24 protein-coding genes are annotated in these 23,777 nt (G+C 42.3%); 7 read left to right on the top strand and 17 right to left on the bottom strand.

What is annotated here, in order from left to right; genetic code table 11:
• Window positions 1–24: 24 nt before the first annotated feature.
• From KOL94_RS01595 to bioB, 3 genes are all read left to right on the top strand, one after another.
• Window positions 25–888: a LysR family transcriptional regulator gene (locus tag KOL94_RS01595; protein WP_221563484.1), complete on the top strand. Its 864-nt coding sequence runs from the start codon at window positions 25–27 to the stop codon at window positions 886–888.
• Window positions 889–1,327: 439 nt separating this feature from the next.
• The gene (locus KOL94_RS01590; protein ID WP_221563482.1) at window positions 1,328–1,906 is read left to right on the top strand and encodes a biotin transporter BioY; all 579 of its coding nucleotides are present in this window, start codon (window positions 1,328–1,330) and stop codon (window positions 1,904–1,906) included.
• A gap of 15 nt (window positions 1,907–1,921) precedes the next feature.
• Window positions 1,922–2,914 carry a biotin synthase BioB gene (gene bioB, locus KOL94_RS01585; RefSeq protein WP_221563480.1) on the top strand — a complete coding sequence of 331 codons (993 nt, stop codon included), beginning with the start codon at window positions 1,922–1,924 and terminating at the stop codon, window positions 2,912–2,914.
• Between the two features lie 159 nt (window positions 2,915–3,073).
• Here bioB and KOL94_RS01580 read toward each other — a convergent pair whose 3' ends face one another.
• The 6 genes from KOL94_RS01580 to KOL94_RS01555 all read right to left on the bottom strand — a co-directional run bounded on the left by KOL94_RS01580 (window position 3,074) and on the right by KOL94_RS01555 (window position 9,685).
• On the bottom strand, window positions 3,074–4,342 hold the full coding sequence (locus KOL94_RS01580; RefSeq protein WP_221563478.1) for a glycosyl hydrolase family 18 protein: 1,269 nt from the start codon (window positions 4,340–4,342) through the stop codon (window positions 3,074–3,076).
• 282 nt (window positions 4,343–4,624) lie between these two features.
• Window positions 4,625–5,338, bottom strand: a complete 714-nt coding sequence (locus KOL94_RS01575) for a hypothetical protein (RefSeq protein WP_221563476.1) — start codon at window positions 5,336–5,338, stop codon at window positions 4,625–4,627.
• 18 nt (window positions 5,339–5,356) lie between these two features.
• Window positions 5,357–6,610 carry an MFS transporter gene (locus KOL94_RS01570; RefSeq protein WP_221563474.1) on the bottom strand — a complete coding sequence of 418 codons (1,254 nt, stop codon included), beginning with the start codon at window positions 6,608–6,610 and terminating at the stop codon, window positions 5,357–5,359.
• Window positions 6,611–6,718: 108 nt separating this feature from the next.
• Complete coding sequence (locus tag KOL94_RS01565; protein WP_221563472.1) at window positions 6,719–7,279, bottom strand: pyridoxamine 5'-phosphate oxidase family protein; 561 nt, start codon at window positions 7,277–7,279, stop codon at window positions 6,719–6,721.
• Window positions 7,280–7,292: 13 nt separating this feature from the next.
• Window positions 7,293–8,429: a serine hydrolase domain-containing protein gene (locus KOL94_RS01560; protein WP_221563470.1), complete on the bottom strand. Its 1,137-nt coding sequence runs from the start codon at window positions 8,427–8,429 to the stop codon at window positions 7,293–7,295.
• Between the two features lie 14 nt (window positions 8,430–8,443).
• The gene (locus tag KOL94_RS01555; RefSeq protein WP_221567549.1) at window positions 8,444–9,685 is read right to left on the bottom strand and encodes an MFS transporter; all 1,242 of its coding nucleotides are present in this window, start codon (window positions 9,683–9,685) and stop codon (window positions 8,444–8,446) included.
• Window positions 9,686–9,955: 270 nt separating this feature from the next.
• Here KOL94_RS01555 and KOL94_RS01550 point away from each other — a divergent pair, with 270 nt between their 5' ends.
• A complete protein-coding gene (locus KOL94_RS01550; RefSeq protein WP_221563468.1) occupies window positions 9,956–10,147 on the top strand; it encodes a hypothetical protein in 192 nt (63 codons plus the stop codon).
• Between the two features lie 23 nt (window positions 10,148–10,170).
• On the opposite strand, the gene KOL94_RS01545 is transcribed toward KOL94_RS01550, so the two are convergent.
• Entirely contained in the window at window positions 10,171–10,449 is a 279-nt protein-coding gene (locus KOL94_RS01545) for a hypothetical protein (RefSeq protein WP_221563465.1), read from the bottom strand.
• 292 nt (window positions 10,450–10,741) lie between these two features.
• Window positions 10,742–10,999 carry a hypothetical protein gene (locus KOL94_RS01540; protein ID WP_221563463.1) on the bottom strand — a complete coding sequence of 86 codons (258 nt, stop codon included), beginning with the start codon at window positions 10,997–10,999 and terminating at the stop codon, window positions 10,742–10,744.
• Between the two features lie 301 nt (window positions 11,000–11,300).
• Between KOL94_RS01540 and KOL94_RS01535 the strand changes: the two genes are divergently transcribed.
• Together KOL94_RS01535 and KOL94_RS01530 are read left to right on the top strand one after the other, a co-directional pair.
• Window positions 11,301–11,927, top strand: a complete 627-nt coding sequence (locus KOL94_RS01535) for a metal-dependent hydrolase (RefSeq protein ID WP_221563461.1) — start codon at window positions 11,301–11,303, stop codon at window positions 11,925–11,927.
• Window positions 11,928–12,216: 289 nt separating this feature from the next.
• Entirely contained in the window at window positions 12,217–12,924 is a 708-nt protein-coding gene (locus KOL94_RS01530; RefSeq protein WP_221563459.1) for a Dph6-related ATP pyrophosphatase, read from the top strand.
• Window positions 12,925–13,003: 79 nt separating this feature from the next.
• Here KOL94_RS01530 and KOL94_RS01525 read toward each other — a convergent pair whose 3' ends face one another.
• From KOL94_RS01525 to KOL94_RS01515, 3 genes are all read right to left on the bottom strand, one after another.
• Window positions 13,004–13,984 carry an aldo/keto reductase gene (locus KOL94_RS01525; protein ID WP_221563457.1) on the bottom strand — a complete coding sequence of 327 codons (981 nt, stop codon included), beginning with the start codon at window positions 13,982–13,984 and terminating at the stop codon, window positions 13,004–13,006.
• Window positions 13,985–14,176: 192 nt separating this feature from the next.
• Window positions 14,177–14,614 carry an NUDIX hydrolase gene (locus KOL94_RS01520; RefSeq protein ID WP_260412162.1) on the bottom strand — a complete coding sequence of 146 codons (438 nt, stop codon included), beginning with the start codon at window positions 14,612–14,614 and terminating at the stop codon, window positions 14,177–14,179.
• A gap of 113 nt (window positions 14,615–14,727) precedes the next feature.
• Complete coding sequence (locus KOL94_RS01515) at window positions 14,728–14,874, bottom strand: nuclear transport factor 2 family protein (RefSeq protein WP_221563453.1); 147 nt, start codon at window positions 14,872–14,874, stop codon at window positions 14,728–14,730.
• A gap of 348 nt (window positions 14,875–15,222) precedes the next feature.
• On the opposite strand from KOL94_RS01515, the gene KOL94_RS01510 reads away from it, so the two are divergent.
• A complete protein-coding gene (locus tag KOL94_RS01510) occupies window positions 15,223–15,684 on the top strand; it encodes a DUF1259 domain-containing protein (protein ID WP_221563451.1) in 462 nt (153 codons plus the stop codon).
• 186 nt (window positions 15,685–15,870) lie between these two features.
• Here the strand turns inward: KOL94_RS01510 and tatC are convergent, their stop codons facing one another.
• From tatC to KOL94_RS01480, 6 genes are all read right to left on the bottom strand, one after another.
• A complete protein-coding gene (tatC, locus tag KOL94_RS01505; RefSeq protein WP_221563449.1) occupies window positions 15,871–16,602 on the bottom strand; it encodes a twin-arginine translocase subunit TatC in 732 nt (243 codons plus the stop codon).
• Between the two features lie 161 nt (window positions 16,603–16,763).
• The gene (gene tatA / locus KOL94_RS01500; protein ID WP_221563447.1) at window positions 16,764–16,946 is read right to left on the bottom strand and encodes a twin-arginine translocase TatA/TatE family subunit; all 183 of its coding nucleotides are present in this window, start codon (window positions 16,944–16,946) and stop codon (window positions 16,764–16,766) included.
• A 270-nt stretch (window positions 16,947–17,216) separates the two neighbouring features.
• On the bottom strand, window positions 17,217–18,836 hold the full coding sequence (locus tag KOL94_RS01495; protein ID WP_221567548.1) for a PhoX family protein: 1,620 nt from the start codon (window positions 18,834–18,836) through the stop codon (window positions 17,217–17,219).
• Window positions 18,837–19,222: 386 nt separating this feature from the next.
• Window positions 19,223–20,683 carry an MDR family MFS transporter gene (locus tag KOL94_RS01490; RefSeq protein WP_221563445.1) on the bottom strand — a complete coding sequence of 487 codons (1,461 nt, stop codon included), beginning with the start codon at window positions 20,681–20,683 and terminating at the stop codon, window positions 19,223–19,225.
• A gap of 190 nt (window positions 20,684–20,873) precedes the next feature.
• Entirely contained in the window at window positions 20,874–22,109 is a 1,236-nt protein-coding gene (locus tag KOL94_RS01485; protein WP_221563443.1) for a homoserine dehydrogenase, read from the bottom strand.
• A gap of 72 nt (window positions 22,110–22,181) precedes the next feature.
• Window positions 22,182–23,501, bottom strand: coding sequence for an O-acetylhomoserine aminocarboxypropyltransferase/cysteine synthase family protein (locus KOL94_RS01480; RefSeq protein WP_221563441.1), 1,320 nt, complete (start codon window positions 23,499–23,501; stop codon window positions 22,182–22,184).
• Window positions 23,502–23,777: the final 276 nt, after the last annotated feature.

Genomic DNA, 23,777 nt, shown 5'->3' with positions numbered 1-23,777 from the left:
CGTTATACCAGGAAGGTGGTTAGGATGACATTACAACAGTTGCGTTTCTTTATCGAAGTCGCTGAAAAAGGCAGTATATCAAAAGCGGCCAACACTCTTTTCATCTCACAGCCAGCCTTGAGCAAACACCTGAAGCAGCTGGAAAAATCATTGAATCAAACGTTGATTGTCCGGACGAATATCGGCATTCATTTAACTGATCAAGGACGACGTTTTCTTCAGAAAATCAAACCATTGATCAAACAACTGGATTCCGTCATTTGTGACACCCTCAACCCCACGACGTTTCGCTTCGGATCTTTGCCGACTCTTGCTTCCTATTATTTTCCGAAAATCGCTAAACAGATTGATTCCCATCAACTGTGTACGGTGCTCGAAAGCAGGAGCTCACAATTGCTGGATTCACTTCACAGAGGGGAAATTGACGGTGCGTTCGTTCAGGACTTTGTTGAGGATGATGACATTCGGGCATTAAATCTATTTGAGGAAGAATACTTAGTGGCGATTCCAAGTACACATCCTTTTGCGCACAAAACCTTTATTACAATTGATGAACTAAATGATGAGAAAATCATACTTCCCCTGAAGCCATGTGAAACACGGCTTAAAATAGAAAACATGTATAAGGATAACAGTATTTCATTTAAATTGGCGCTCGAAACACCTTATGAAACGATACTCGGATATACAGCTGAAGGAATCGGCCTATCGTTCATCCCAGAAATCCAAGCAGAACATGTCCAGCATCATGGGGTCGTCTATCGTCGCTTAAAGCCTGCTGCATTAAAGAGAACCCTCCACTTCGTCACCAAATCAGATCTTGTCTACAAGATGATCCAGCATTATCGGACGAACGGTGAAATGGTTGATGCAGTTGTTCATTCTTAGAAGTTTGCGATACTTCCCATTTGCAAAAAATTAGCGGACATCAGAGCCGTTATTTGTGACAAACACGTATTTTTCGAAATTTAACGGACACCATAGCCTCTGTCTGTGAACAAAACGGCTGATTTGTTCTCATTCTCATGAATTAAGGCCTCTGATGTCCGTTATTTTTGTAAATCAAATTGATATTGGATAAATAAGGTCTTCAGTGTCCGTTAAATATCAATACCTATACTAACCTGTTCCCTGATCTACAGAAAAGCACACTCCAAATAAAATTACCATATCACATACCGTTCACCTTTCTTTGACTTTCTCTCACTGAAATTCTCCCGAGATTTGCCCGCTTATATTGTTAACCCTAATAAAATTAAAGTTGACATATTTTCATGCTTTCCGATATTCTACTAGAGAGACAACGATGAATTTGGAGGAGACTTTTATGAAACTGAAACCGATTGATATTACACTTGCCGCTGTGTTCGCAGCACTTATGGCGGTCGGCGCGAACCTGACCTCGCTTCTGGTAATCGGCAGCGTTCCGATAACGTTACAAACTTTTTTCAGTGTATTGGCAGGCTTGATTTTAGGAAGCCGTCTCGGCGCGATTTCAATGGCAGTCTATGCTTTGATTGGACTGGCAGGCGCACCTGTATTCGCTCAATTCAGCGGTGGATTTGGAATGGTATTGAAACCGACATTCGGGTTCATCCTTTCTTTTATTCTCGTAGCCTATGTCACTGGTAAAATCGTTGAAAAGAAAGCTAGCAAGAAGAGCTTTTTAATTGCCGCATTAGTCGGAATGGCGATCAACTACATAGCGGGAACGAACTGGATGTATATGGCGATGAAAGTCTGGGCCGCTGCTCCTGAAGGCTTCACGTATGAAATGGCATGGGCTTGGATGCTTGCACCGCTACCAAAAGATATCATTCTATCAGTGTGCGCAGGGTTGATTGCACCAAGGCTGCACCGTACTCTTTCGAAAACCTCTAGTACTTTTAAAAAATCTGCAGCATAACAAAGGAGTGTAGATATGACAACAAAGTGGAATGACCTAGTAGAACGTGTCATTGCTGGAGGAGAAATTACTGATGAGGAAGCATTATTGATTTTGGATGCTCCAGATGATGAACTGTTGCTTTTACTTCACGCAGCCTACCAAATCCGTAAAACTTACTATGGTAACAAAGTGAAGCTCAATATGATCATGAATGCAAAATCAGGTCTGTGCCCTGAAAACTGCGGCTATTGTGCGCAGTCAATCGTCTCGAAAGCTCCAATCGATTCTTATCCGATGGTCGAAAAACAGACCCTCTTGGATGGAGCAGAACAGGCCCATAAAATGAACGTCGGGACCTATTGTATTGTTGCCAGCGGCCGCGGTCCGACGAATCGCGATGTTGATACCGTCGTATCTGCCGTTGAAGAAATCAAAGGAAATTACGATCTGAAAATTTGTGCGTGTTTGGGGATTCTCAAGCCTGAACAAGCTGCCCGGTTAAAAGCTGCAGGCGTTGATCGTTACAATCATAACTTGAATACAGCGGAGACGAATCATGATAACATCACGACTTCCCATACATACGATGATCGAGTCTCAACTGTCAATATTGCAAAAGAAGCGGGCATTTCCCCATGTTCCGGTGTCATCGTCGGCATGAAGGAAACAAAACAGGAAGTCGTCGATGTCGCTCGCAGCCTGAAAGTACTGGATGCAGATTCAATCCCAGTCAACTTCCTGCATGCAATCGATGGAACACCATTACAAGGAACGCATGAGTTGGACCCGAGGTATTGCTTGAAGGTGCTGGCGCTGTTCCGCTTCATCAATCCCAAAAAAGAAATCCGGATTTCGGGAGGACGTGAAGTGAACTTACGAAGCTTACAGCCACTTGGCCTCTATGCAGCGAATTCCATATTCGTCGGAGACTACTTGACGACAGCAGGCCAGGAAAGCACAAAGGATCACGAAATGCTCGAAGACCTCGGTTTTGAAATCGACTATGTCAAAATGCCCGTCAATTGAATTCAATAAAGAAATTTTGGCAATGCCAAGCCTTGGCGCAGGCAGAGCTATAGTTGCACTTATCCTTTCTTTAAGTGTAATGAAAAAACACGAACGTGTTTTTAACCGAATTGTATGGAGCCCCCTTGAGGAGGCTCTTTTTTCTCTGTATCGTAAAAATCATTTAACGACTTCGATATTCTTAGCAAGATATGCCCAGTTCTGGGGGAATCGATAGCGCTGTCGCCAATAGGTAGCACCGAGCAGGTTATAGACTTCCATTTGTTTATACTTTGCGACATAGCTTCGGATGTCCTCGAACCACACGACATGTTCAACATTATTTTTCCAATACCTATACCCTGGTGCTTCAGGTTGAGGATCATACTGGATCGGTGACCAGTTTGCGATAGCCAGATTTTGTGCATTATTGGCAGAAAGTGCGCCAGCTACATTCCCCTCCTGATGGGGCAGTGTCCAATCATATCCATAAAGCGCCATGGCCATCATCACTTTTCGACGGTTGATTTGACCCGTCGCATACATCAGTACCTGTTCGACCCACCATGTCGGTGCAATCGGATCCGGCGGGCCGATCGAGTACCCATAATCATATGTCATGACCGTAACAATATCGACTATTTCACCAATTGCTCTGTAATCGAGAAATCCGACCAGCCTGTTCGTCGGCAGATCACTGCTCTTTGCATGTGCATTGACCTGCAGGATCCGTATACCGAGTTCTGCTTTTAATTCCCGTAAAAAAGCTGTGAACTCATTTCGTCTCGTTGGAGGAACGAATTCAAAATCGATGCTGACACCAGCAAAACCTTTGTTGTCAACTGCGGTGACTAGATTTCTGATAAGGGCACTTCGAGCTGTAGTATTTTGTAAAACCTCATCCGCCAATTCCGGACTGAAAGTACCTCCTTCATAATTACTGATGACTAGCAATGGTTTTATATTCAACTGTTTACTCGTCTGGAGGATCGATTCATCATTCGGCTGGATGAGACTACCTATGCGATTGAACGTGTAAGTGAAAATCGCAAGATACGTGATGCTTTCGGAAATTTCCCTTAAGTAGTCCTGATAGGGGGATTGATCCCAGGCATCTATGAAAATAAGCGATTGCATAGGATATTTCAACATTGTTGGAATGCGGATTCTTTGACGGATTTGTAGGGCATTCGGATCGACTCCGGGATTCGCTGAAATGATTGCCTGTATTGTCGTCTGAAATTGCTGAGCCAGCTTCCAATATGTGTCCCCCGCCCTTATTTGGTAAAACCACTCCGGGGGGGTTTGATCCGGGAGGTAAAGACCTAAACCCGGTACCAAAGCATCAGAGACAAGACCGTTCACCTGTTTTATCGTCTGGATCGGCACCCCATAATTGCTTGATATCCGCCACAATGTATCCCCGTAAACAACTGTATGAATCGCCATGATCAACCTCCATCAGCGTACTGTCCTCTTCTATAAGTTTATTAGAAAAAGATTAAGGTCATGCGGGCAATCTGATAGACTTGGAGATTAAGTGCTCAAACACTGTCTCAATCGTGGCATGTTCGGACAGGAACAGGTGAATTCAACAAATAACTGTCCGAAGTTGAATCTTCTTCGGACAGAATTAGGTGAATTCAACAGAGCTCTGTTGAAAATAAGCTTGATTTTTAAGATTTTTCATGGAATGGGCTATAAGGCTTATCCATGGACAATATTAAAGTATCACTCAACAGATAACTTCGTGTGCTCAAAGAATTCCGGTTCTGGTTTCATTATTTTGATCCCTTTATGTGAGCGGAGATAAACTTCACTATCAGATTCATAATGGACCTCCACCTTTAAACCACCAATCTCTAAGAGGCTTTTCTTCTCCCTCGGCTCAATTGCATCGTTCCAATCCAAACTGGAATTGATAAGACGAACAATTTCTTCGACACTTTCCTCATCCTCTATTCCACGGCATTCCTGATCATCTACCTTTTCATAGATACAAACCGTTTCAGGGTTTGTTCCAATCCATTCGGTAGAAATATGGCGCATCGTCTTGTCAAAGTTCACTTCAGTTTCGTCATTATGTTCATTATAAGAAGCGGACAAGTGAAGCTCGCCATCGAATCCATCCTTGATCCAGGTCGAACGAAATCCGCTCCAGTCATTTTCTGCATCAGTATCATCAAGCGCAGAATCATCATGTCCCAACATCCAGCCGTCTTCAGGTAGTTCTTCCAAATAATATTTGTAGATATTTTCCCAATGATCACCTTCTATCGTGTAAGAATTCCGATTCGGTTCCAATCCTTTGTATAACGGTAAATCATCACGATTTTCAGGAACGATCGACATCCCTTCATACGTATCATCCGTCATTTTCCCGTAAGCAAAATATCCACTGGAAATGACGAGTAAAGCTACTAATCCAGCAATCCACTTTTTCATAAAAACCCCCTACTAACATTAACCCGCTTGCTTCATTTCAACCTCTTGTTTACGAGCATCCAGCCCTGGTGTGATCATATAGTAAATCAGTGTGCCGCTCAGTCCGACAACTGTAATCAGGATTGCCATGATACCTGACGGAAGGATTGCGCCGAGCGTAACAGTAATGGAAACGATCAGCATTGCCAGGTTGTATTGGAGCCCGTTAAATGCCATATACGAACTTCTTGCATCATCAGGTGGTATTGAAGCCATGTATGACTGCTCTACAGGCACCCGGCATACCTCGCCGATTGTCAGAATTGCCATCATGAGCAATAGGAGGACGATACTATTCGAATAAGCGATTACACCATACCCAATTGTGAAAATGAAGCAGCTTCCGACAAGCACGTATTTGTCTTTGAACGGTGTGATCAGTTTCGTAGCAAACAATGCCATCAACGCAACCAATATCGTGTTTTCACTACGTAAGAATCCCATCATCTGCACACCATTGATTTCCCAAAATAAGAACTGTTGAACCGGCATTTCCGCACTCAAACGGATACCCACGTAGTTCGTCAACTGGAACTCCATTGATAAAATCAAGACACCAGCTATGACATACAGGACAAACAAACGGTCGTGCAAAACTTTTTTATAATTCGAAAACAATTTCATCACATGTTCTTGTGGTTTCAAGATTGTACTGACTGGTGCATAGCTTTCCTCTATAAAGAAAGCGACAAGATAGACCACCACGATTGTTACAACAGTCAAGGCCAGGAACAACTGGAACAAGTAATCTTTGAAAAGAAATGCCCCTAAGATTCCACCGATTGCGATCGATAGATTATTCGCCCAATAGGTGATCGAATACATCAACTTTCGCTGCTCAGGTGTACTGACATCAATGAGCATTGCAGAGTTCGCAGGTCCTGCAAGCCCCCAGCAAATGCTATTCACTGTCATCATCATGAATGTAATTCCTGGTGAAAAGAACCAGGGGGAGTTACAGAGCATCATGACGAAAAATGCAAGCAATCGCAGTGTTTCCGCAAACAGCATGATCTTTTTCCTGCCGAACTGATCAGCGAAATACCCTCCGATGAAATTTATTCCAATACCTATAAATACGTTAACCAACAATAAAAGTCCTGCCATCTTTGCGCCAAAATGGACCGCTAAATAAATTGACATGAACGGAAAAATCATGCTTCCGACAAAACGACTCATGAACGTCTCGATGATCCGGATTTTAATGTTCTTGTGAAAATCTCTGAATCTCATAGTATAGCCTTCTCTCTCTATTTGTTACCTTAATTGTATGGTTTGACCGGCATTTCCGAATCATGTTACGGTATCAACTTTTCTACAACTTTGGATGTAGGACTTCAATTATTTTCTGTTCAACTTCTTCCCTAGCGTTGTTTCCAATCCGTCAATCGTCTTTGCGTTTTTTTCACGTCTGTAGTTTTCGAGTTTTGGCCCTTTTTTCGTATTTGAAATGTTCAGGGTTTCCCTTTCTCCTGTAAAATCCATGAACGGAACACTATAACCACAGGAGGTCGTTACTTTATGGATGTTTGCAGTAATGATCTGCCGAGTCCCTGGGAGAAGGTCGAAATGCTTCACATAAGTATCCCAGTTTTCCGAATCTGGCAGGACGACGTTACCGGTTCCATAGAGTCTCAGGATTTGAGGCGGTCCATCAAACGCGCAAAACATGAAAGTAATCCGACCATTCTCCTCGATATGTCCGCTCGTTTCGTTTCCGCTTCCGGTCAGGTCCAAATACGCAATCTCTGTCGCCGAAAGAACACGCAAGGTATCATACCCCTTTGGCGATAAATTGACATGCCCCTCCTTTGATAATGGTGCCGTGCCCACAAAAAAGAGATGCTGCTTACTGATAAATTCCATGTGATCATTCTGAATCTCTGAAAATTGCTTTCCCATGATTATATCCCCCTTAGGATTTTACAACTTGAAGTTTTGGTAATTTGAAAGGTCGTTCGAACATGATGTTTTCCATTTCAAGCATTACCTCATGGTGGATTTTATTCAGTAGACCTTCACTATAATCCAGATTACTGATATAGATCAGTGTGATATCGTGATCAGGATAGATGACGATTCCACTGCTGTAACCTGCACCATACCCATCATGAGTGATGATTTTACCTAGTTCTTCATCCTCTTCCAGTTTCCATCCATATCCATAACCAGCTTTCATTCCGATATGAAATCCATGGGTATAATGAGATTGACGATCATCCTTCAATTTTGTTGGCGTAAAAATTTGGTCTACCGTTCCCTTGTTCACAAGCTTGGAAGTTGTTAATGATTCAGTCCATTTGAACAGATCTGTAACCGTAGAACTGATTTGCCCGTCACCTTTCGCTCCATCTAAAAAATAGACATATGCATGCTCATCGATTCCATCCGGCAGTTCGAATCGGTCTTCATCTTTAAAATAAATATAACCCTTTGCATAGTTATCGATAGGTCCTTCTAAACGTTGAGCATACGCTCTGGTCCTTGACATTCCTAGAGGATCGAAAATATGAGTTTTGACAAAATCCCCGAATGCTTGCCCACTCAGCCTTTCAATGATTTCAGCCAACAAGATGTATCCTGTATTACAGTACTCGAATTTTCCATCCGGTTTTGCTATTAAATCCGGCTGGTTTTCAATGAAATAATCGATGATATCACTGTTGTAAGCTATCAGATCCCGATCCCAATGTTCTTCAAAAATCTCTATATAATCAGGCAGACCCGATGTATGTGTCAGTAGATGATGAAGGGTGATCCCTTCTTCCTTATAAGGAAACTCTGGGATATAAGTATATAACGGATCTAGTGAATTCAATTTTCCTTGTTCTTGCAATACCATGATCGCCATTCCTGTAAAAGCTTTTGTCAGGGAGGCGATTTCGAACATCGTATTCTCTTGAATATCCTCATCTGTTTCCACATCTGCTTTCCCCAGAGTTCTGACAAAAATCGGCTTCCCTTTTTCCGTTGCTAACATTGCCCCGCTGATCAGTTTTTCGTTCTCAAGATAATCAAACAACTGCTCAAGATTCTTCGTTTTCTTTGACAATCTTTATTCCCCCTTTAATGAACGTGCGTTACGATACTGGAATCCCTGAAATATTTTGATTTTGCCGGAATAGCTGTCAACCATATCAACACTATTGCAACGGTTAGCATAAGGAAGGATCCTGTGATTACGGCAAATTGGACCGAAATAATTTCAACGACCAATCCGATGGCAACGATGAGGACAATTTGAAAAATTGATTGAAAAACACTGACTGTACTTACGATACGCCCCATGATTTCAATAGGTAGGTTGTTTTGATAAAAAGTAATAAACCCGGTGTTGGCACAAGCCAATGCAAAAGATAGTACAAACACTCCGATGGATCCCCCAATAAAAGAATTCGATAATGAATAAATAAGATAACCTGTTGCGGTCATAAATCCACCCGTTCCAATAAGGTGTCGCAATGGAATGATAGAAACAAAGAGTGTGACACATATCGAACCTGCAATGAAGCCTACTCCAGCGATACTCACTAGTACCCCATAAGAACTCTCAGACAATCCAAGTACCCTTCTTGTGAACACTACTTCAGTGGAATCCAATGCAGCAGTGAATACCATGACAATTTCAAAAAGAGTATAGACAGCCATAATATACACTGCTTTTCTACTAAACGCTATGACTGCACTCCAATCTTCTTTAATCATGTTAAACGAGAGCCGATCCCCTCTAATTACATCATCATCCGTGCCAGGCAACAGTGATAAAATCAGACCTGAAAGTAAAAAAGAGATCGCATTCATAAAGATTGCAAGTCCAGGAGACCCAACGAATACGAGCGCACCTGCAATTGCCGGACCAATCACAAACGCGCCTGAAGACATCAAGTTATGTAAGGAGTTGAACCTTTTCCTCCGTTCTTCTGGTACAAGTTTAGTAATATACGTCGTGGCGGTTGGATGGAAAAATGAACTCGCCATATTGATTAAAAATACAAACAAATAGATCAGTCCAAGCGACGAAAAAAACGGAATGATGGCTACGAAAACAGCCCGTATCACATCAAGTCCAATCATGATCCGTCGTTTGTCGAACCGGTCTATGAAACTCCCTGACCAGAAACTAGTCAGAATCGAGGCTGCTGGTTTCAAAAGATAAAGACCCGCTACAGCTGCTGCCGAGTCATACATATTCAAAATCATCAGGTTCAGAGCTATCAGATAGATCCAATCCCCTAGATTCGAAATGCCAATTCCAGCTAAAAGTAAAGACGGATTCTTCCATTCCTTTTTCCATGAATTTGTCCCAATACCATCACACCTTCCAAAGAGATTTCTATATACATTACCTCACCTTCCACAATTTCACAATAGATTATTTGATTTTTGTATATAAAGAAAACTTGGGAAAGCCAAGCCTTGGCGTGGGTTGAGCCTTAGTTGCGCTTATACTGAAGAAAGTATTTTTATACTTTCTTTAAGTATAAATAAAACGAGTGTGAACAGACACACTCGTCCTAGATAATATTAAAATAGTTCCCAAATCTGGGTACAGCCACAGCTTCTTTTCTTCTTGCAGTCATGCTTTCCAAAGCTATGCTTCTTATCACAGTCATCAAACTTGCCGAAACTATGCTTCTTATCGCAGTCATCATGCTTTCCAAAGCTATGCTTCTTATCGCAGACATCATGCTTTCCAAAGCTATGCTTCTTATCGCAGTCATCAAACTTGCCAAAGCTATGCTTCTTTTTGTCATCCTTTTTGCCACTTGATATATCAATACTGTAGTTGTATTTTAGTTTTCCACTACTATGCTTCTTCTTATGGTCATCATGCTTACCACTACTATGCTTCTTCTTATGGTCATCATGTTTGCAGCTGCTTCGCTTTTTCTTGTGATCATCATGTTTGCTGCTGCTTCGCTTTTTCTTGTGATCATCATGTTTTCCGCTGCTTCGTTTACCGCTGCTGCAACCACTGCTTCGCTTCCCGCTGCTGCATCCGCTGCTTCGCTTTCCGCTGCTGCATCCGCTGCTTCGCTTACCGCTGCTCTTTTTACATTTCTTGCAGTCACAAGAATTTACTTTGATAAGGTTGTCCTTTTCGCTCACAAACATTCCTCCCTTCTCTATCAGATGTTACATAATATTAAAGTGAAGATAAATTTGTAACGGCGAAAATACTATTTTTAAAAAGAAATAGATGCTGGAAAAGAAAAAAGAGCAGAACCTGAAGGCTTGATCCTTATCGGTTCCACTCTCTATAACCATTTCTTTATCATATTTTCATAGATCAGACAAAGCTGTATTCTGTGGGAAAGCAAGTTAATCGAGATCGTGAATTCGGCTTATTGAAAACACATCTTGCTATCTTAAGAAGATATAAGCAATTAAAGCTATAATGCTGAGAATGAACGTTACAACATAAATAAGCGTCAACACTTTCAAGTTAACTTTCAAAGATTGCGATTCATATTCATGAGAACGTTTCAATTGAGCCGAGGTCCGGTCATCTTCCATCTCGTAATCTTTACTTACTTTGTTTACTTTCTTCCCGACAATGATCGTTCCAATTAACGAAATGACACCTACCAAAATGACAACAATCATCAAGTATGTATACATTTATATACCTCCCAAAAATAATCGTACGTTCTAGGTGTTATTATAAAGAATCTGGTGGAACAGCACCAATTTTCAGACTTACAGCATCATATACACTTTCAGGTTGATCCATCATACATAATTTGGGATCTCCGAGAAATGTTCACCTTTTTTCCGCTGACACAACACATGACGGATGGCCTAATGCTTCATGAGCACAAGGACACAAAAACACTTGTTGGCATTTCTTCATGAACGCTTTTTCTATACAATGATGATTACTGCCACATTCACAATAAAATAGAGAGACAGGTGAATCATCATGAAAGGGACATCACATCTGCTTGTTGGCGGTGTAGCAGGATTGGTCACCTCCAATGCATTGGAGACTGATCCGATGACGACAGGGATTCTGATTGCCTGCGGAGGAATAACGGGGCTGCTTCCAGACATTGATGTGGATGGAACATTGAGTAACAAGATCACGAATACGCACAAATTCATCCAGACGCTTGCCCAGATCATCGGCATTTTATTGATCGTATATAGCTTTGTGGAAGGAACCGGGACCGAAAAGTGGTATGGCATGGGGACTGGCGCCGGTATCATAGCTCTTTCTACATTCATAACGAGGAGGCATATGCTGACTGTATCCGGTGTCGGTGTACTGATCGGAGGCTTCATGCTTCAAGAAAACTGGTTATTCCTGCTCGGCATCTATATCATTGTAGCCTCTTTCGTACCCCATAGGAGCTATACGCATTCGATACTCGGAATCGTGTTTTTCGGTGTCATTGCTCGGCAATTTGAAGCTTCAATCGGGATAGAGGGAATCTTCATTGCAAGTCTTGCAGGCTATGCGAGTCATTTGATCGGTGATATGAAATTCCTTCCCATCAATAAAAGAGGCGTGAAACTCTTACTGCCATTTTCAAAAATGGAACTATAACTAAAAGAGCTTGAAATTCTAAGCTTTTTTTACGTTATAAAACCGAAGTTCTATTCCCCCCTAACTGAAAAATGAGTACAATCATCCTAAAGCCTTTATAAAGGAATGACGTTTCTTTTCATTGTTGACTTTGAAGTAGTTTCTTTTAAATGTACTTCTCTTAAATATTCAGCATTAGAATTTCGCTAATACTGCACCCTGATACAAAAAGAACTAATCGTGATAGAATTACGAAAAGAACATTGAAACCACATGGTAGTGTGAAAAAACATAAAGGGGAAGGATAGAAATGTCAGAATTCATAGATTGGAAAAATGGTGCTCGCGGTCATAAATTCATATCTTCTTTTAGTGGAGGAAAGGACAGTGTCTTAGCTCTATATAAAGCAATGAAGATTGGAGAAGCAGTTGGGCTTATCGTTATGCTTGAGGAAGAGGGAAAACGTTCGAGATCCCACGGAACGCCTCCGGAGCTTATTCATGCCCAAGCTAAATCTATAGGTTTGCCCTTATATACTGCAGCTGCAAGTTGGACAGATTATGAAAAAGTATTTATGCATCTTTTAGAACAAGCAAAATATAAAGGAGCAGAAGTGTTAGTAACTGGAGACCTGGATATGCCTGCTCACGGCTGTTGGCATGAAAAAGTTTCGAAAAATGCTGGGTTAAACCTTGGGATGCCTTTATGGGAAATGAATCATCGTAAAGCTGTCGAAGAGTTCCTAAATCTAGGATTTGTAACCCTAATTGTAACTGTTAATTTATCACTAGGAATGCGAGAAGACGATTTAGGGCGAACATTAACCCATGAATACATAAAGGAGCTTGAAGCTCGAGGTATTGACCCCTGCGGAGAAGGTGGAGAGTTTCATACCACAGTTATAGATGGGCCGATCTTTAAACATACGATTCCAGTTCGTAAACGTGAGATAATCAAAGACGGAGAGTATGCCTTTTTGCCTTTGGAACTGGATCAGATGTCGGATATGGTTACTTAATAAATTATCAAATAGGGACTGTCCTTAAAAAGAAGTGTCAGACACTTTTGGACAGCCCCTTACCAGTTGTAGGATTCTATTAATCTATCGGCAGAGGAGCAACAGGTGAGACTAAGTTTTGTTCACGGAGTTCGTGCCAAAACTCAGATGGGATAACTTCCTGCGCTGCTGCAATATCCTCTCTGACATGTTCGGGACGAGTAGTACCAGGGATGACCGCCGCTACTGCAGGATGTGCCATTGAAAATTGCAGGGCAACACTTTTGACGCTAACTTGATACTTGGAAGCCAATTCCTGTATTTTCTGTGCCTTCGAAACAATTTCATCAGGTGCTTTTTGATATTCGAAATGACTTCCCCCGACGAGAACACCGGAACTGTACGGCGCTCCAACGACGATGCCGATCTTTTTCTCCAAAGCTGACAGCATTAATTTTCGCAAAGCATGTTCATGGTCCATGAGCGTGTAGCGGGTAGCCTGTAGGCAAAGATCTGGAATCGTCTCTTCCAGTTCAATTGCCATTTCGATCGGCTCGGTTCGATTGACCCCTAATCCCCAGGATTTGATTACACCTTCTTCACGGAGGCGAGTCAGAGTACGGAAAGCTCCTTTTCTAGCAGTGTCAAACTTTGTAACCCAATCATCTCCGTGAAAGTCCGGAGAAATGTCATGAACATAAACGAAGTCTAAACGATCTGTTTTCAAACGTTCAAGGCTTTGCTCGATGGAACGCAGGGTTCCGTCTTCACTGTAATCTTCAATGATTTTATTTTTACGTCCATATTCGAATAGTCCTTCCTTATCCTCCATTTCATCTGAAATCACTCGCCCTACCTTGGTGCTTAGTACATAATCACCCCGATCATGCTTTGATAAAACCTCGCCAAGGCGACTCTCAGCTAAACCAGCACCATAAAACGGGGCAGTATCAAAATATCGGACCCCCTGTTCCCATGCAGTATTGATCGTTTCCAGCGCTTCTTCTTCCGGGGCGTCCCTGAACATATTTCCTAAAGGAGCAGTACCCAGACCAATTTTCCCCTTTATTAAACCGTTCATTTCGAACATCCTCCTATCACTTGACTTAGAATCATTTCACAAAAGACTACTTAAAAAAGTCTGTTTATTTTTAATACCTGCTCGCCATACTATTTAAACGTTAGATACCTCCATCATCCTGCCTAAAAGTTAGATATTAACCAAATAGAGGCGTGATCCTGCTTTGATCAACGCCTCCTACCGGAAAACCAGTTAAAATTCCACATAAAATGGTTGCTTGTTTTTATTCAAACTGTACTCTATTCTTTGCCTGAAGTTTCCCCAGGTTACCATTTCCAGAGCTTCCTTAATAGGATAGAAACCGACTTCCAAACTTTCTGGAGAAGTTGTTAATTTACCTCCCACTGGTTTTGCTAAGAACAATGCGTTACATATTGAACGGCTGACATTTTGAAACACTCCACAAAATTCCAACACGTCAATATCAATACCTGTTTCTTCTTTTGTTTCCCTGATCGCAGCCTTTTTTAGAGACTCTCCTTCTTCAACTTGTCCACCAGGCATTTCCCAGCCTCTCCTAGGACCCTTAATTAATAAAATTTCCCCTGTATCATTGATCACAATAGTTGCTGCTGAAACAATATGTTTTGGTGGTGAATATGTATTTTGTATACTTTGTTTGGAAATCAAGAAACTTCCCATCCTTTTAAGTAAATTTAGTTTATTTGTCTCCATAGCTAAATAAGTTAAGTTAGGTTCAAGGATATAAGTTTGAAAAAAACACAGTTCTCCCATATTGTTACTTAATCTAGAGTACTTAAATGCTCATGAACTACTTTCCAGCTTTGGACGTCTTTTCTAAATACATTTGACTTATCCATTTGTTTAATACTTTTCCCTTCTCCTGTTTCTTTCTCAAATTCAAACCCAAATAATTTTGAGCTTGGCAAATTGCCAGTTACCCCCTATATCGACACACCCAGAAAAAACTCTAAAATGCTCTTCTATATGATCAAACCTTTCCCGATCTGCTTTTGCCCGCTCTTGATCGGCATGCCTATATCTCTAAAAAACGATTTAAAAAAATCGATTTGGTTACTTGACTTTTTATAGCTGATCTTTAATTGAATAACATAAAACTGCTATCCATTTATAGACTATAGCACTATTTCTACTTTCCCTATCAATTTTTAATAGATTTATACGTTTGTCCATTTCAAATACTAGAATATCTCATATATATGATACTAAAGGTTTAACAATTTAATATTATTATCCTTTTGAAGGGAGGCTATATTATGAATCGAGAACTTGAAAGACTATGCCAGGAATTTGCCAGGATTCTTGGAGGGGAAGGAAGTTTAGATGAAAACGGTGTTTGTCTGGTACAAAAATTCCGTAATCTTCGATTTACAATTCTTGGACGACCCACTCAATCCCCACTAGTCATTCCTCAATTCTTTACTTTTGAAAATATTGATAGTAGAGGCAGGGCATTAAACTTAGGAGAAACAGTTCTTTTACAGGAAGAAGTTAACCCCCTCTTAACAGAACTTCGGAAAAGAGATCTCATTGTTACTGCAGTTCATAACCATTGGTTGTTTGAAGAACCTAGAGCAATGTATATGCATTTCGAATCAGTTGAACCACCACTACAATTTGCAAGAAAAGTTAGAGAAGCATTTAGAGTTTTAGACAACAACAACAGCCGTAAGAAAACACACAAACGTAATAATGATTTCGATGATTGGTTCTGGTAAAGTTTATATCAATAAAGTATATACCCGTATTTCAAAAAACCGAAAAAGATACTTTGGGAAAATACGAGGGGTATATGAAAGATGTGTATATGTAAAGGTTTTATCTAAACGTTTTCGTAGAAAAAACGCAAGTGATTTCGTATGTGAAACCACTTGCGTTTTGGGTGAATTGTACAGTATATCCTTTTAATAATCCGCATTCCATTCTTGTTCACGCTTTAGTTTTTTCCTATAAACAAAGGCAGAGATCGTTATACTGATTTCGAATAAAACGACAAGACAGACGAGTACTAAAATATCAGATAAGAAGTCTGGCGGTGTCAATACAACCGCTAGAACCGTAAAGACGAAATAGCTGATTTTCCTTGATTTTTTCAAGCGTGCAGGGTTCAGGATTCCCAGCGCTGTCAGGAATAAGACGACGACAGGCATTTCAAACAGGAACCCGAATGGCACCGTCATTTGAAAAAGGAAATTGAAATATTTTTCCGTCGTATAGAACATCTGGAATCCATCGTTCGATAATCCTTGCAGAAAATTGAGTACCGTAGGAAAAACGATCGCATAACCAAATCCGATGCCGATGATGAACAATAAAAATAATGCAGGAATCAACATCAACGTCGCCTTCTGCTGGGTTGCTTCTAAAGCTGGAACGACGAATCGCCACGTATGATAAGCTGCCATCGGGATTGTGAGGCTGATCGCCACCACTCCGGCAATTTTAAAATAGATCCAAAGAATATCAGTCGGACCAAGCAAGGCGAGCTCCGTATTCAAATCTCTTACAAGCCATTGATAGATTTGCTCTACGAAAACAAACCCGACTATGAAAAATGCTAGGAAACTTGCTCCGACAATGAGGATCCGTTTCCTCAACTCGTCAAGATGATCGACCAGTTCCAATTCTTGAGCCATCTTCTCAGCTCCTTTCTACTTATAAAGAAAACTTGGTACTTGGTAAAGCCAAGCCTTAGTGATGGCTGAGCCAAAGTTGCACTTATACTGAAGAAAGTATTTATGCTTTCTTTAAGTATAAAAGAAGAAAAGAGGATGCCCTCTTTTCTCCCAGATTAGAGTTAATTTTTCTTTTCTTTTGCACTGGAGTCATCTGAAGAAACGAGATCCTTCGTTGCGTTTTTGAATTCTTTCAAAGTGTTTCCGAATGCGCGTCCGATTTCAGGCAGTTTAGCCGGCCCGAAAATGACGAGCGCAATGATCAAGATCAGGATCAAACCTGGAATTCCGATATTGAATGGCATGATGCATTCTCCTTTCTATTAAGCTTTGTTATACTTTATTGTTGATTTTGCGAAATTCACTTCCTTACTGCGGGCGATCCGCAAGCCTCCTCGCTCACTTCCACAGGATGTAGGGCATCGACGTTCACCACACGACGTGGTGACTGTTAGAGAAGATCCTTAATTCGCTGTGGGGTCTCGCCTGGATCGCTTTCCCCGCAGGAGTGTCGCAAATTTCGCTTCAATCAAACTTAGTCAAAAATCAACATCAATTTTTAACAAAGCCACCTATTAAAAGCCTGTGATTGCGACAACACCAGGACGAGGCATAGAATCCCCTGCTCGATGTGGCCACTTGCTTGTCGGTTTTGAAAGGTCTTCGGTTTCTTCACCCGGATGCTGAACGGATAGGAATAATGTTTTCTCATCAGGAGTGAATGATGGACCTGTCAATTCCGCTTCAACAGGGGCAGAAGCGAACTGGTACGCAACACCTTCATCTTGTCCATGTGTCGGGATGGCGAACATGCCGTTGTTTCCGAATGGCTCCCAAATCGTACTGTTCAGTTTACTGCTGGAAATATCAGTCACAGTCCAAAGGTTTCCATCTTCATCAAATGTCAGATTATCCGGCGCACTGAACCCACTCTGGATTCCACCTGCTGCAAAAATCGAGAATTGGAATTCAAGCGAACCGTGATCTTCATTCTTTTCGAAAAATCGGGTGATGTGTCCGTGCATGTTCCCGTGGTTATCATTGTTTGTATGAGCGATGAAAATCGTTCCATCAAACGGACTGATTTCCACATCCTCAGGACGGTCCGTTGGAGTACCACCAACTAGAAGTGCTGCATCATGGCAATTGACGACAACATCAGCCTGCGTCTGGAACTTGTCCAATGCTTCCTTGTCATCTGCTGCTGCTTTTTTGACTTCTTCAATTGTGAGTGGCACCCATGCACCCTTACTGAAATCAGCAACATATAGTGTTCCTTTTTCTAACAGTTTCGCGTTCTTTTTACCAGCCTTCGAATCGTATTTTCCTTCGCTGATGAATTTGTACACGCAAGCATCCTTCTTGTCATCACCCATGTAAACGACGACACGACCATCATTCGCGAGTCCCATGCTGGCATTTTCGTGGTTGAAGCGCCCAAGTGCAGTGTGTTTGCGTACCTGGAACTTCTCATCGAACGGATCCACCTCTACAACCCAGCCGTAATGTGTTTCATCAAGCTTTGCTGATTCTGAAGTATCCTCGTAGTTCTCTTCACAAGTAAGCAACGTCCCCCAAAGCGTTTTTCCGCCGGAACAGTTCGCAAATGTTCCTTGTACTTTCGATGAACCTCCGACCGCTGTTGCTCCTTTTGCAGGTCCAGTCAGGGCAATTGGTGTCAGACCAGTAACACGACGGGCATATTGTGAAGAAGTATCCAATTTCCAGCCGTCATTTCCTTTAACGACTTCAATGATTGATCCACCCTGATCGTAGAGGAGTTTCTGTATTTGTGCTTGAGAATATTCACCTTCGATTTTTTTACCGAACACGAACTTGTCATCTACATATTCATGGTTCACCCACAACAGTCCGCGCTCGTCTTCAGCTGCTATTGGAAAAAATAATGTAAAATCGTTGTTGAATCCGAAAGTGTCACCTTTTGGGTTGATCTTGTCACCATATGCCGCTACGACGTTATAGGAGTACCCTCTAGGTAAAACGAGGTCATCCTTTCTAGTCGGTTCGATCGGTTTGAATTTCAAAGGGCCCATCTTCGGTATTTTTTTATTCGGTTTGTGGAAATTGCCTTGCTGTGCATTGACTTTATCTGCGATTCCATCTAGTCCAGTGCCGGCAGCAGCCAATGCCACCGTACCAGTACCAAGATATGTAAGAAATTTTTTTCGATCCATTTTTGTTGACAACCTTATCCACTCCTTATTCTATGTCTTACACAACAAATGATAGAGTGAAGTTGTTAAGTACATATTGAGGAAGTTTAAAAAATAAGCGGATACGAGGAATGTATGCACCTTTTTACTAGATTCGAGGTAGTTTAAGAGTAGATTTGCCGTTTTTCAAGCTGAAAAATGATCAATTGGAGGATTTTTGGACAAAAATCCATCAGGTATTGTTAAGAACGTAAAGGAATTCTTAAGAAATGGTTACTAGTGTTTCGTGAATTCGGGGGAGGTCGATTAATTTGTCCGGTTCTTTTTTCACTTCTCCGATTATTCTGTTCACTATTTTAGATAATCTGTGCACTCCTTCAAATCCATATAAAAAAGACCACCCTCGCTTACGTGAGGTGGTCTTTATCATCTTTATTTTGTCCTTCTGGTTCAAAATCAGGTGCTATGGCTTTTCTAATGAAGAGTGCAACCACAAACGTTCCAATGCACAACGCAAGTGCGAACCAATAGGCGTGATGAACACCCGCTGTCATTGCTTTATCCAGTACATCCTGAGTGATTTGGCCTGTTTGTTTTTCAAGATAACTCGTTTGTCCCTGGCTCATGATACTGACGAAAACAGATACACCCAGCGCACCGCCGATTGGCTGCAACGTATTCGCAATCGCCGTACCATGCGGATACAGATGTTTCGGTAATTCATTCAGTCCATTCGTTTGTGCAGGCATCAGGATTGCTGAAATCGACAGCATCAACACGATATATGCAACGATGAACCACCAGATTGGAATGGTCGGATTGATGTTGCTGAAGAAAATCATCACACCAACCAAAACGAGCGAGGCCGGAATGATCAGCTTTCTTGGTCCATATTTATCGAACAATGTCCCCATGACAGGAGACATCAAACCATTCAGCAATGCACCCGGCAAAAGCAATAGCCCTGCAATTTTAGCCGAATATCCGAGAGGTCCTTGCAAATACATCGGCATGACAATTTCGGATGCGAACATCGCCATGATGACGACCACGAAGATCGTGACACCACGTGCATAATTTTTATAAGCAAAAACCCTGACATCAAGCAACGGCTCATCGATTTTCAATTGCCGCCACACGAATAATACGAGACTGGCAAAACTGAGTCCGATGATCAAAAGGATTTTAACAGATGTAAAACCTTCTCCGCTTTCACCTGCACTGCTGAACCCATAAACGATACCTCCAATTCCGATCGTCGAAAGGATGATTGACAGAATATCCGCCTTAGGACGAGTGACTTCCCCAACGTTCTGCAAGTATCTCATTGCAAACAGAATCGAAAATACTGCAAATGGGATGACTGTGATGAACAACCAACGCCAACCTAAGAAATCGACAATCACACCGGAAAGAGTCGGTCCGATAGCTGGAGCGAACATGATGACGAGCCCGAATGTACCCATGATCCGTCCACGGACCTCAGGTGGGTACAGTAACAGCAATGCATTCATGATGACAGGAATCAACAAGCCCGTTCCAACCGCTTGGACCATCCGCCCCGTTAACAGCATCGGAAAATTAAATGCACACGCAGAAATTATCGTACCCGCTAAAAAGATCGACATGACTCCGATGAACATTTGCCTTGTCGTGAACCATTGGATCAATAATGCGGAAATCGGCATCAACACGCCCATTACGAGCATGAATCCTGTGGCCATCCATTGGACAGTTGGGGCTTTGATGTTGAATACATTCATTAGTTCGGTTAATGCGATATTTAGAAGCGTCTCGTTCAGAACAGCAAAAAAAGCACCGATCATGAAGGTAACAAGAATGATTTTCGTATTAATTTTTGTTTCCATATTATCCCCCGAAACTTTTTACCATAATTAAACACTTATCCATAATCCATTATTTCAATAAAAATATCAAGTGAATTCACTCAAAAAATCCTCCTATCTATCTTTAACAGGAGGTTGTGCTCAAATTATCTGTAACTTACATCGGTACAAAAAAACAGTCCGCTTGAAAATGAGCGGACTGTTCTTCAGATCATGCTGTTGCAAAAGCTTTTTTTACAGGTTGCGTTGGTGTGCCTGAGAACGGATAGACAGTGAGGTCATTGTCCTTCGCCTTCAGCTTTTTGATTTCACGTCCTGTCGCCTGTATGAGTCTTCCAGTAATCAAATCTTGCTGATCCTTGATTGTTTCTTCTAAAAGAGTCACGCCTTCAAATTGATCAGTGGTGTTGCCGATCACAAACCACGTCTGTTCTTGCTCATCCACATCATGCAGGAGCTTTACCTCTTTTACAACCGGTGAATGGTGAACCGAATTGAAAACGTTCACGAGATCCTCGATGATCGCACTTGCCGTCGGGAGCTTCCCAGCGCCAGGACCCTGCAGCTTCAACTGTCCGACGAGATCTCCTGTTATGACGACTGCGTTATCCACACCTTCAACCGAATAAAGCGGATGGTCTTCTGATACGACTTTCGGTTCCACATCAATTTTCAGCGCACCATCTTTATAGACGAGCGAAGCGACATGCTTCAACCGGAAACCGAACGATTCAGCTAGCTGGATATGGTTCAGAGAAATGTCCCTTATCCCTTTCCGCTCAATCCATTTCCATTCAGGGCGCTGTCCGAATAACAACTCGGTTAGGATGACGATTTTATAAAAAGCATCGTATCCATCCACATCATTAGATGGATCAGCCTCGGCGTATCCCTTGTTCTGTGCTGACTGCAGCGCGTCCAAAAAGGCTGTCCGTTCATTCCGTATTTCGCTTAAAATGTAATTGGACGTGCCGTTCAGAATCGCTTCAATTTTCACGACGGAATTCACCTGCAGCAATTGATGGAGGGTCCCGATGACAGGTACACCCCCGGCAACGGAAGCTTCATAAGAGATTTCAACATTCTTCGCTTGTGCTTTTTGCTTCAGTTCCCGCCCCTTATGGGCAAACAGTTCCTTGTTCGCAGTGATAATATGGCAGCCTTTATCAATCGCTTTCGATAAGTATGTGTAACCGGGCTCAATCCCGACAATCGCCTCGATTACGACATCTAGATCAGGAATAGAGAGGATTTCGTCAAAATCAGTTGTTACGAGTATCTCTGGAGTAATTCCTCTTTCTTTCGTAATGTCATTGACCAGAATCCCTGCTAATTCCACCTTCTTGCCAAGAAGTGACTCTAGGCGTTCCTGATAGGTTTCGATAATTTCATAAACCCCGCTCCCAACAGTTCCGAATCCAAGCAATCCAACTTTAATGCTCCCCACTATTTCCCCTCCTGTATCATCGTAAATTCAACTATACGTTCCATCGTTTTGGTAAACATCATTTTTTAAAATTCAGCTGTTCACTTGTTCAACCTTAGATGTTAATCCTGTAGCCGCTTCAATCGCTTGTTCCAGGTCTTCGATCAGATCCTCGACGTTTTCAATACCGACGGACAACCGGATGAGGTCTTCTGTCACGCCAGTGGATGGGAGTTCTTCCGGTCGCAGCTGCTGGTGGGTCGTACTCGCCGGATGAATGATCAGACTTTTCGCATCTCCAACGTTCGCAAGGTGTGACCACAACTCAACATTGTTGATCACTGCTGCACCTGCCTCCCGGCCGCCGTTGATCCCGAAAACGACCACGGAACCTGCGCCCTTCGGTAAGTATTTATTCGTAAGCTGTTTGGACGGGTGGTTTTCCTGCTCAGGATAAAGCACCCAATCGACTCCCGGATGGTTCTCGAGATACTCAACCACTTTCCGAGCGTTCGCAACATGTTCTTTCACCCGCACATGCAACGTTTCCAGGCCAAGTGCCAGTTGGAAGGCGTTGAACGGACTTAACGCTGCCCCTGTATCCCGTAACAGTTGGACGCGCGCTTTTATGATAAAGGCGAGTTCCGGTAGCGCTTCGGCATACACGATTCCGTTATAACTATGGTCAGGTTCTGTGAATCCAGGGAACTTCGGAGAATTCCAATCGAATTTACCAGCATCGACAATGAGTCCTCCCATCGTGGTTCCATTGCCGCCAAGCCATTTCGTTGCTGAATGGACGACGATATCTGCTCCATGTTCAATCGGCCTCAACAAGTAAGGTGTTGCTAGCGTGTTGTCCACAATAAGGGGAATACCAGCTTCGTGCGCAACTTTCGCAACTCCTTCGATATCGAGGACATGCAACCCTGGATTTCCGAGCGTTTCAGCAAAAATCGCTTTCGTATTTGGTGTGATGGCTCTGCGAAAATTTTCTGGTTCCTTCGGATCGACGAAATGAGTCGTGATTCCATGTTTCGGCAGTGTAGTCGAGAACAGATTGTACGTGCCGCCGTATAACGTGGAAGCTGATACGATTTCATCACCGGACTCGGCAACATTGAAAATCGCAGCCGAAATTGCTGCCATGCCGCTTGCGAAAGCTAATGCCGCGAGCCCTCCTTCGAGCTCTGCTACCCGTTCCTCGACGACATTGACCGTTGGATTCCCAATTCGTGAATAGATATAGCCTTCTTCTTGCAGTCCAAAAAGGTTTGCAGCATGGTCGGTATCCTGGAATTTGTATGCGTTCGACTGGTAGATCGGTAATGCTCTCGCTCCTGTCACCGGATCCGCTTCAAGACCTCCATGTACCCCAACTGTTTCAAAACGATACTTTTTCTTTTCACTCATCTCATTCACTCCTCATTATTATTTTTAAATTTTGATTTTCTACGAAATTCACTCTCTTCCCGAGGCGATCCGCAAGGCTCCTCGCTCACTTGCACAGGATGTCAACACAAACATGAAATCATTTTCGTGTCTGCGATGAAAATTCTTAGAAGCTTTCCTTCTGCTGGCTTCGACGTTCACCACACACCACACGACGTGGTGGTTGTTAGTCGAAGATTCTTCGTTCGCTGCGGGGTCTTGCTTGGTTCGCTGTTCCCGCAGGAGTGTCGCAAATTT

The sequence above is a fragment of the Alkalihalobacillus sp. TS-13 genome, from assembly GCF_019720915.1.
Classification (GTDB): domain Bacteria; phylum Bacillota; class Bacilli; order Bacillales; family Fictibacillaceae; genus Pseudalkalibacillus.
The sequence above is the reverse complement of the archived record's forward strand: the minus strand, read 5'-3'. Positions and strand labels throughout refer to the sequence as shown.

Bases quoted from the DNA above. Each gene is read 5' to 3' on its own strand.
- KOL94_RS01580 (WP_221563478.1), bottom strand. From the start codon at position 4,342: ATGGCGATTCATACAGTTGTTTACGGGGATACATTGTGGCGGATATCA.
- KOL94_RS01565 (WP_221563472.1), bottom strand. From the start codon at position 7,279: ATGGGAAAGCAATTTTCAGAGATTCAGAATGATCACATGGAATTTATC.
- KOL94_RS01530 (WP_221563459.1), top strand. From the start codon at position 12,217: ATGTCAGAATTCATAGATTGGAAAAATGGTGCTCGCGGTCATAAATTC.
- KOL94_RS01525 (WP_221563457.1), bottom strand. From the start codon at position 13,984: ATGAACGGTTTAATAAAGGGGAAAATTGGTCTGGGTACTGCTCCTTTA.
- KOL94_RS01495 (WP_221567548.1), bottom strand. From the start codon at position 18,836: ATGGATCGAAAAAAATTTCTTACATATCTTGGTACTGGTACGGTGGCA.
- KOL94_RS01510 (WP_221563451.1), top strand. From the start codon at position 15,223: ATGAATCGAGAACTTGAAAGACTATGCCAGGAATTTGCCAGGATTCTT.
- KOL94_RS01540 (WP_221563463.1), bottom strand. From the start codon at position 10,999: ATGTATACATACTTGATGATTGTTGTCATTTTGGTAGGTGTCATTTCG.
- KOL94_RS01550 (WP_221563468.1), top strand. From the start codon at position 9,956: ATGCTTTCCAAAGCTATGCTTCTTATCACAGTCATCAAACTTGCCGAA.
- KOL94_RS01575 (WP_221563476.1), bottom strand. From the start codon at position 5,338: ATGAAAAAGTGGATTGCTGGATTAGTAGCTTTACTCGTCATTTCCAGT.
- KOL94_RS01595 (WP_221563484.1), top strand. From the start codon at position 25: ATGACATTACAACAGTTGCGTTTCTTTATCGAAGTCGCTGAAAAAGGC.
- KOL94_RS01535 (WP_221563461.1), top strand. From the start codon at position 11,301: ATGAAAGGGACATCACATCTGCTTGTTGGCGGTGTAGCAGGATTGGTC.
- KOL94_RS01570 (WP_221563474.1), bottom strand. From the start codon at position 6,610: ATGAGATTCAGAGATTTTCACAAGAACATTAAAATCCGGATCATCGAG.
- KOL94_RS01480 (WP_221563441.1), bottom strand. From the start codon at position 23,501: ATGAGTGAAAAGAAAAAGTATCGTTTTGAAACAGTTGGGGTACATGGA.
- KOL94_RS01490 (WP_221563445.1), bottom strand. From the start codon at position 20,683: ATGGAAACAAAAATTAATACGAAAATCATTCTTGTTACCTTCATGATC.
- tatA (WP_221563447.1), bottom strand. From the start codon at position 16,946: ATGCCATTCAATATCGGAATTCCAGGTTTGATCCTGATCTTGATCATT.
- KOL94_RS01590 (WP_221563482.1), top strand. From the start codon at position 1,328: ATGAAACTGAAACCGATTGATATTACACTTGCCGCTGTGTTCGCAGCA.
- bioB (WP_221563480.1), top strand. From the start codon at position 1,922: ATGACAACAAAGTGGAATGACCTAGTAGAACGTGTCATTGCTGGAGGA.
- tatC (WP_221563449.1), bottom strand. From the start codon at position 16,602: ATGGCTCAAGAATTGGAACTGGTCGATCATCTTGACGAGTTGAGGAAA.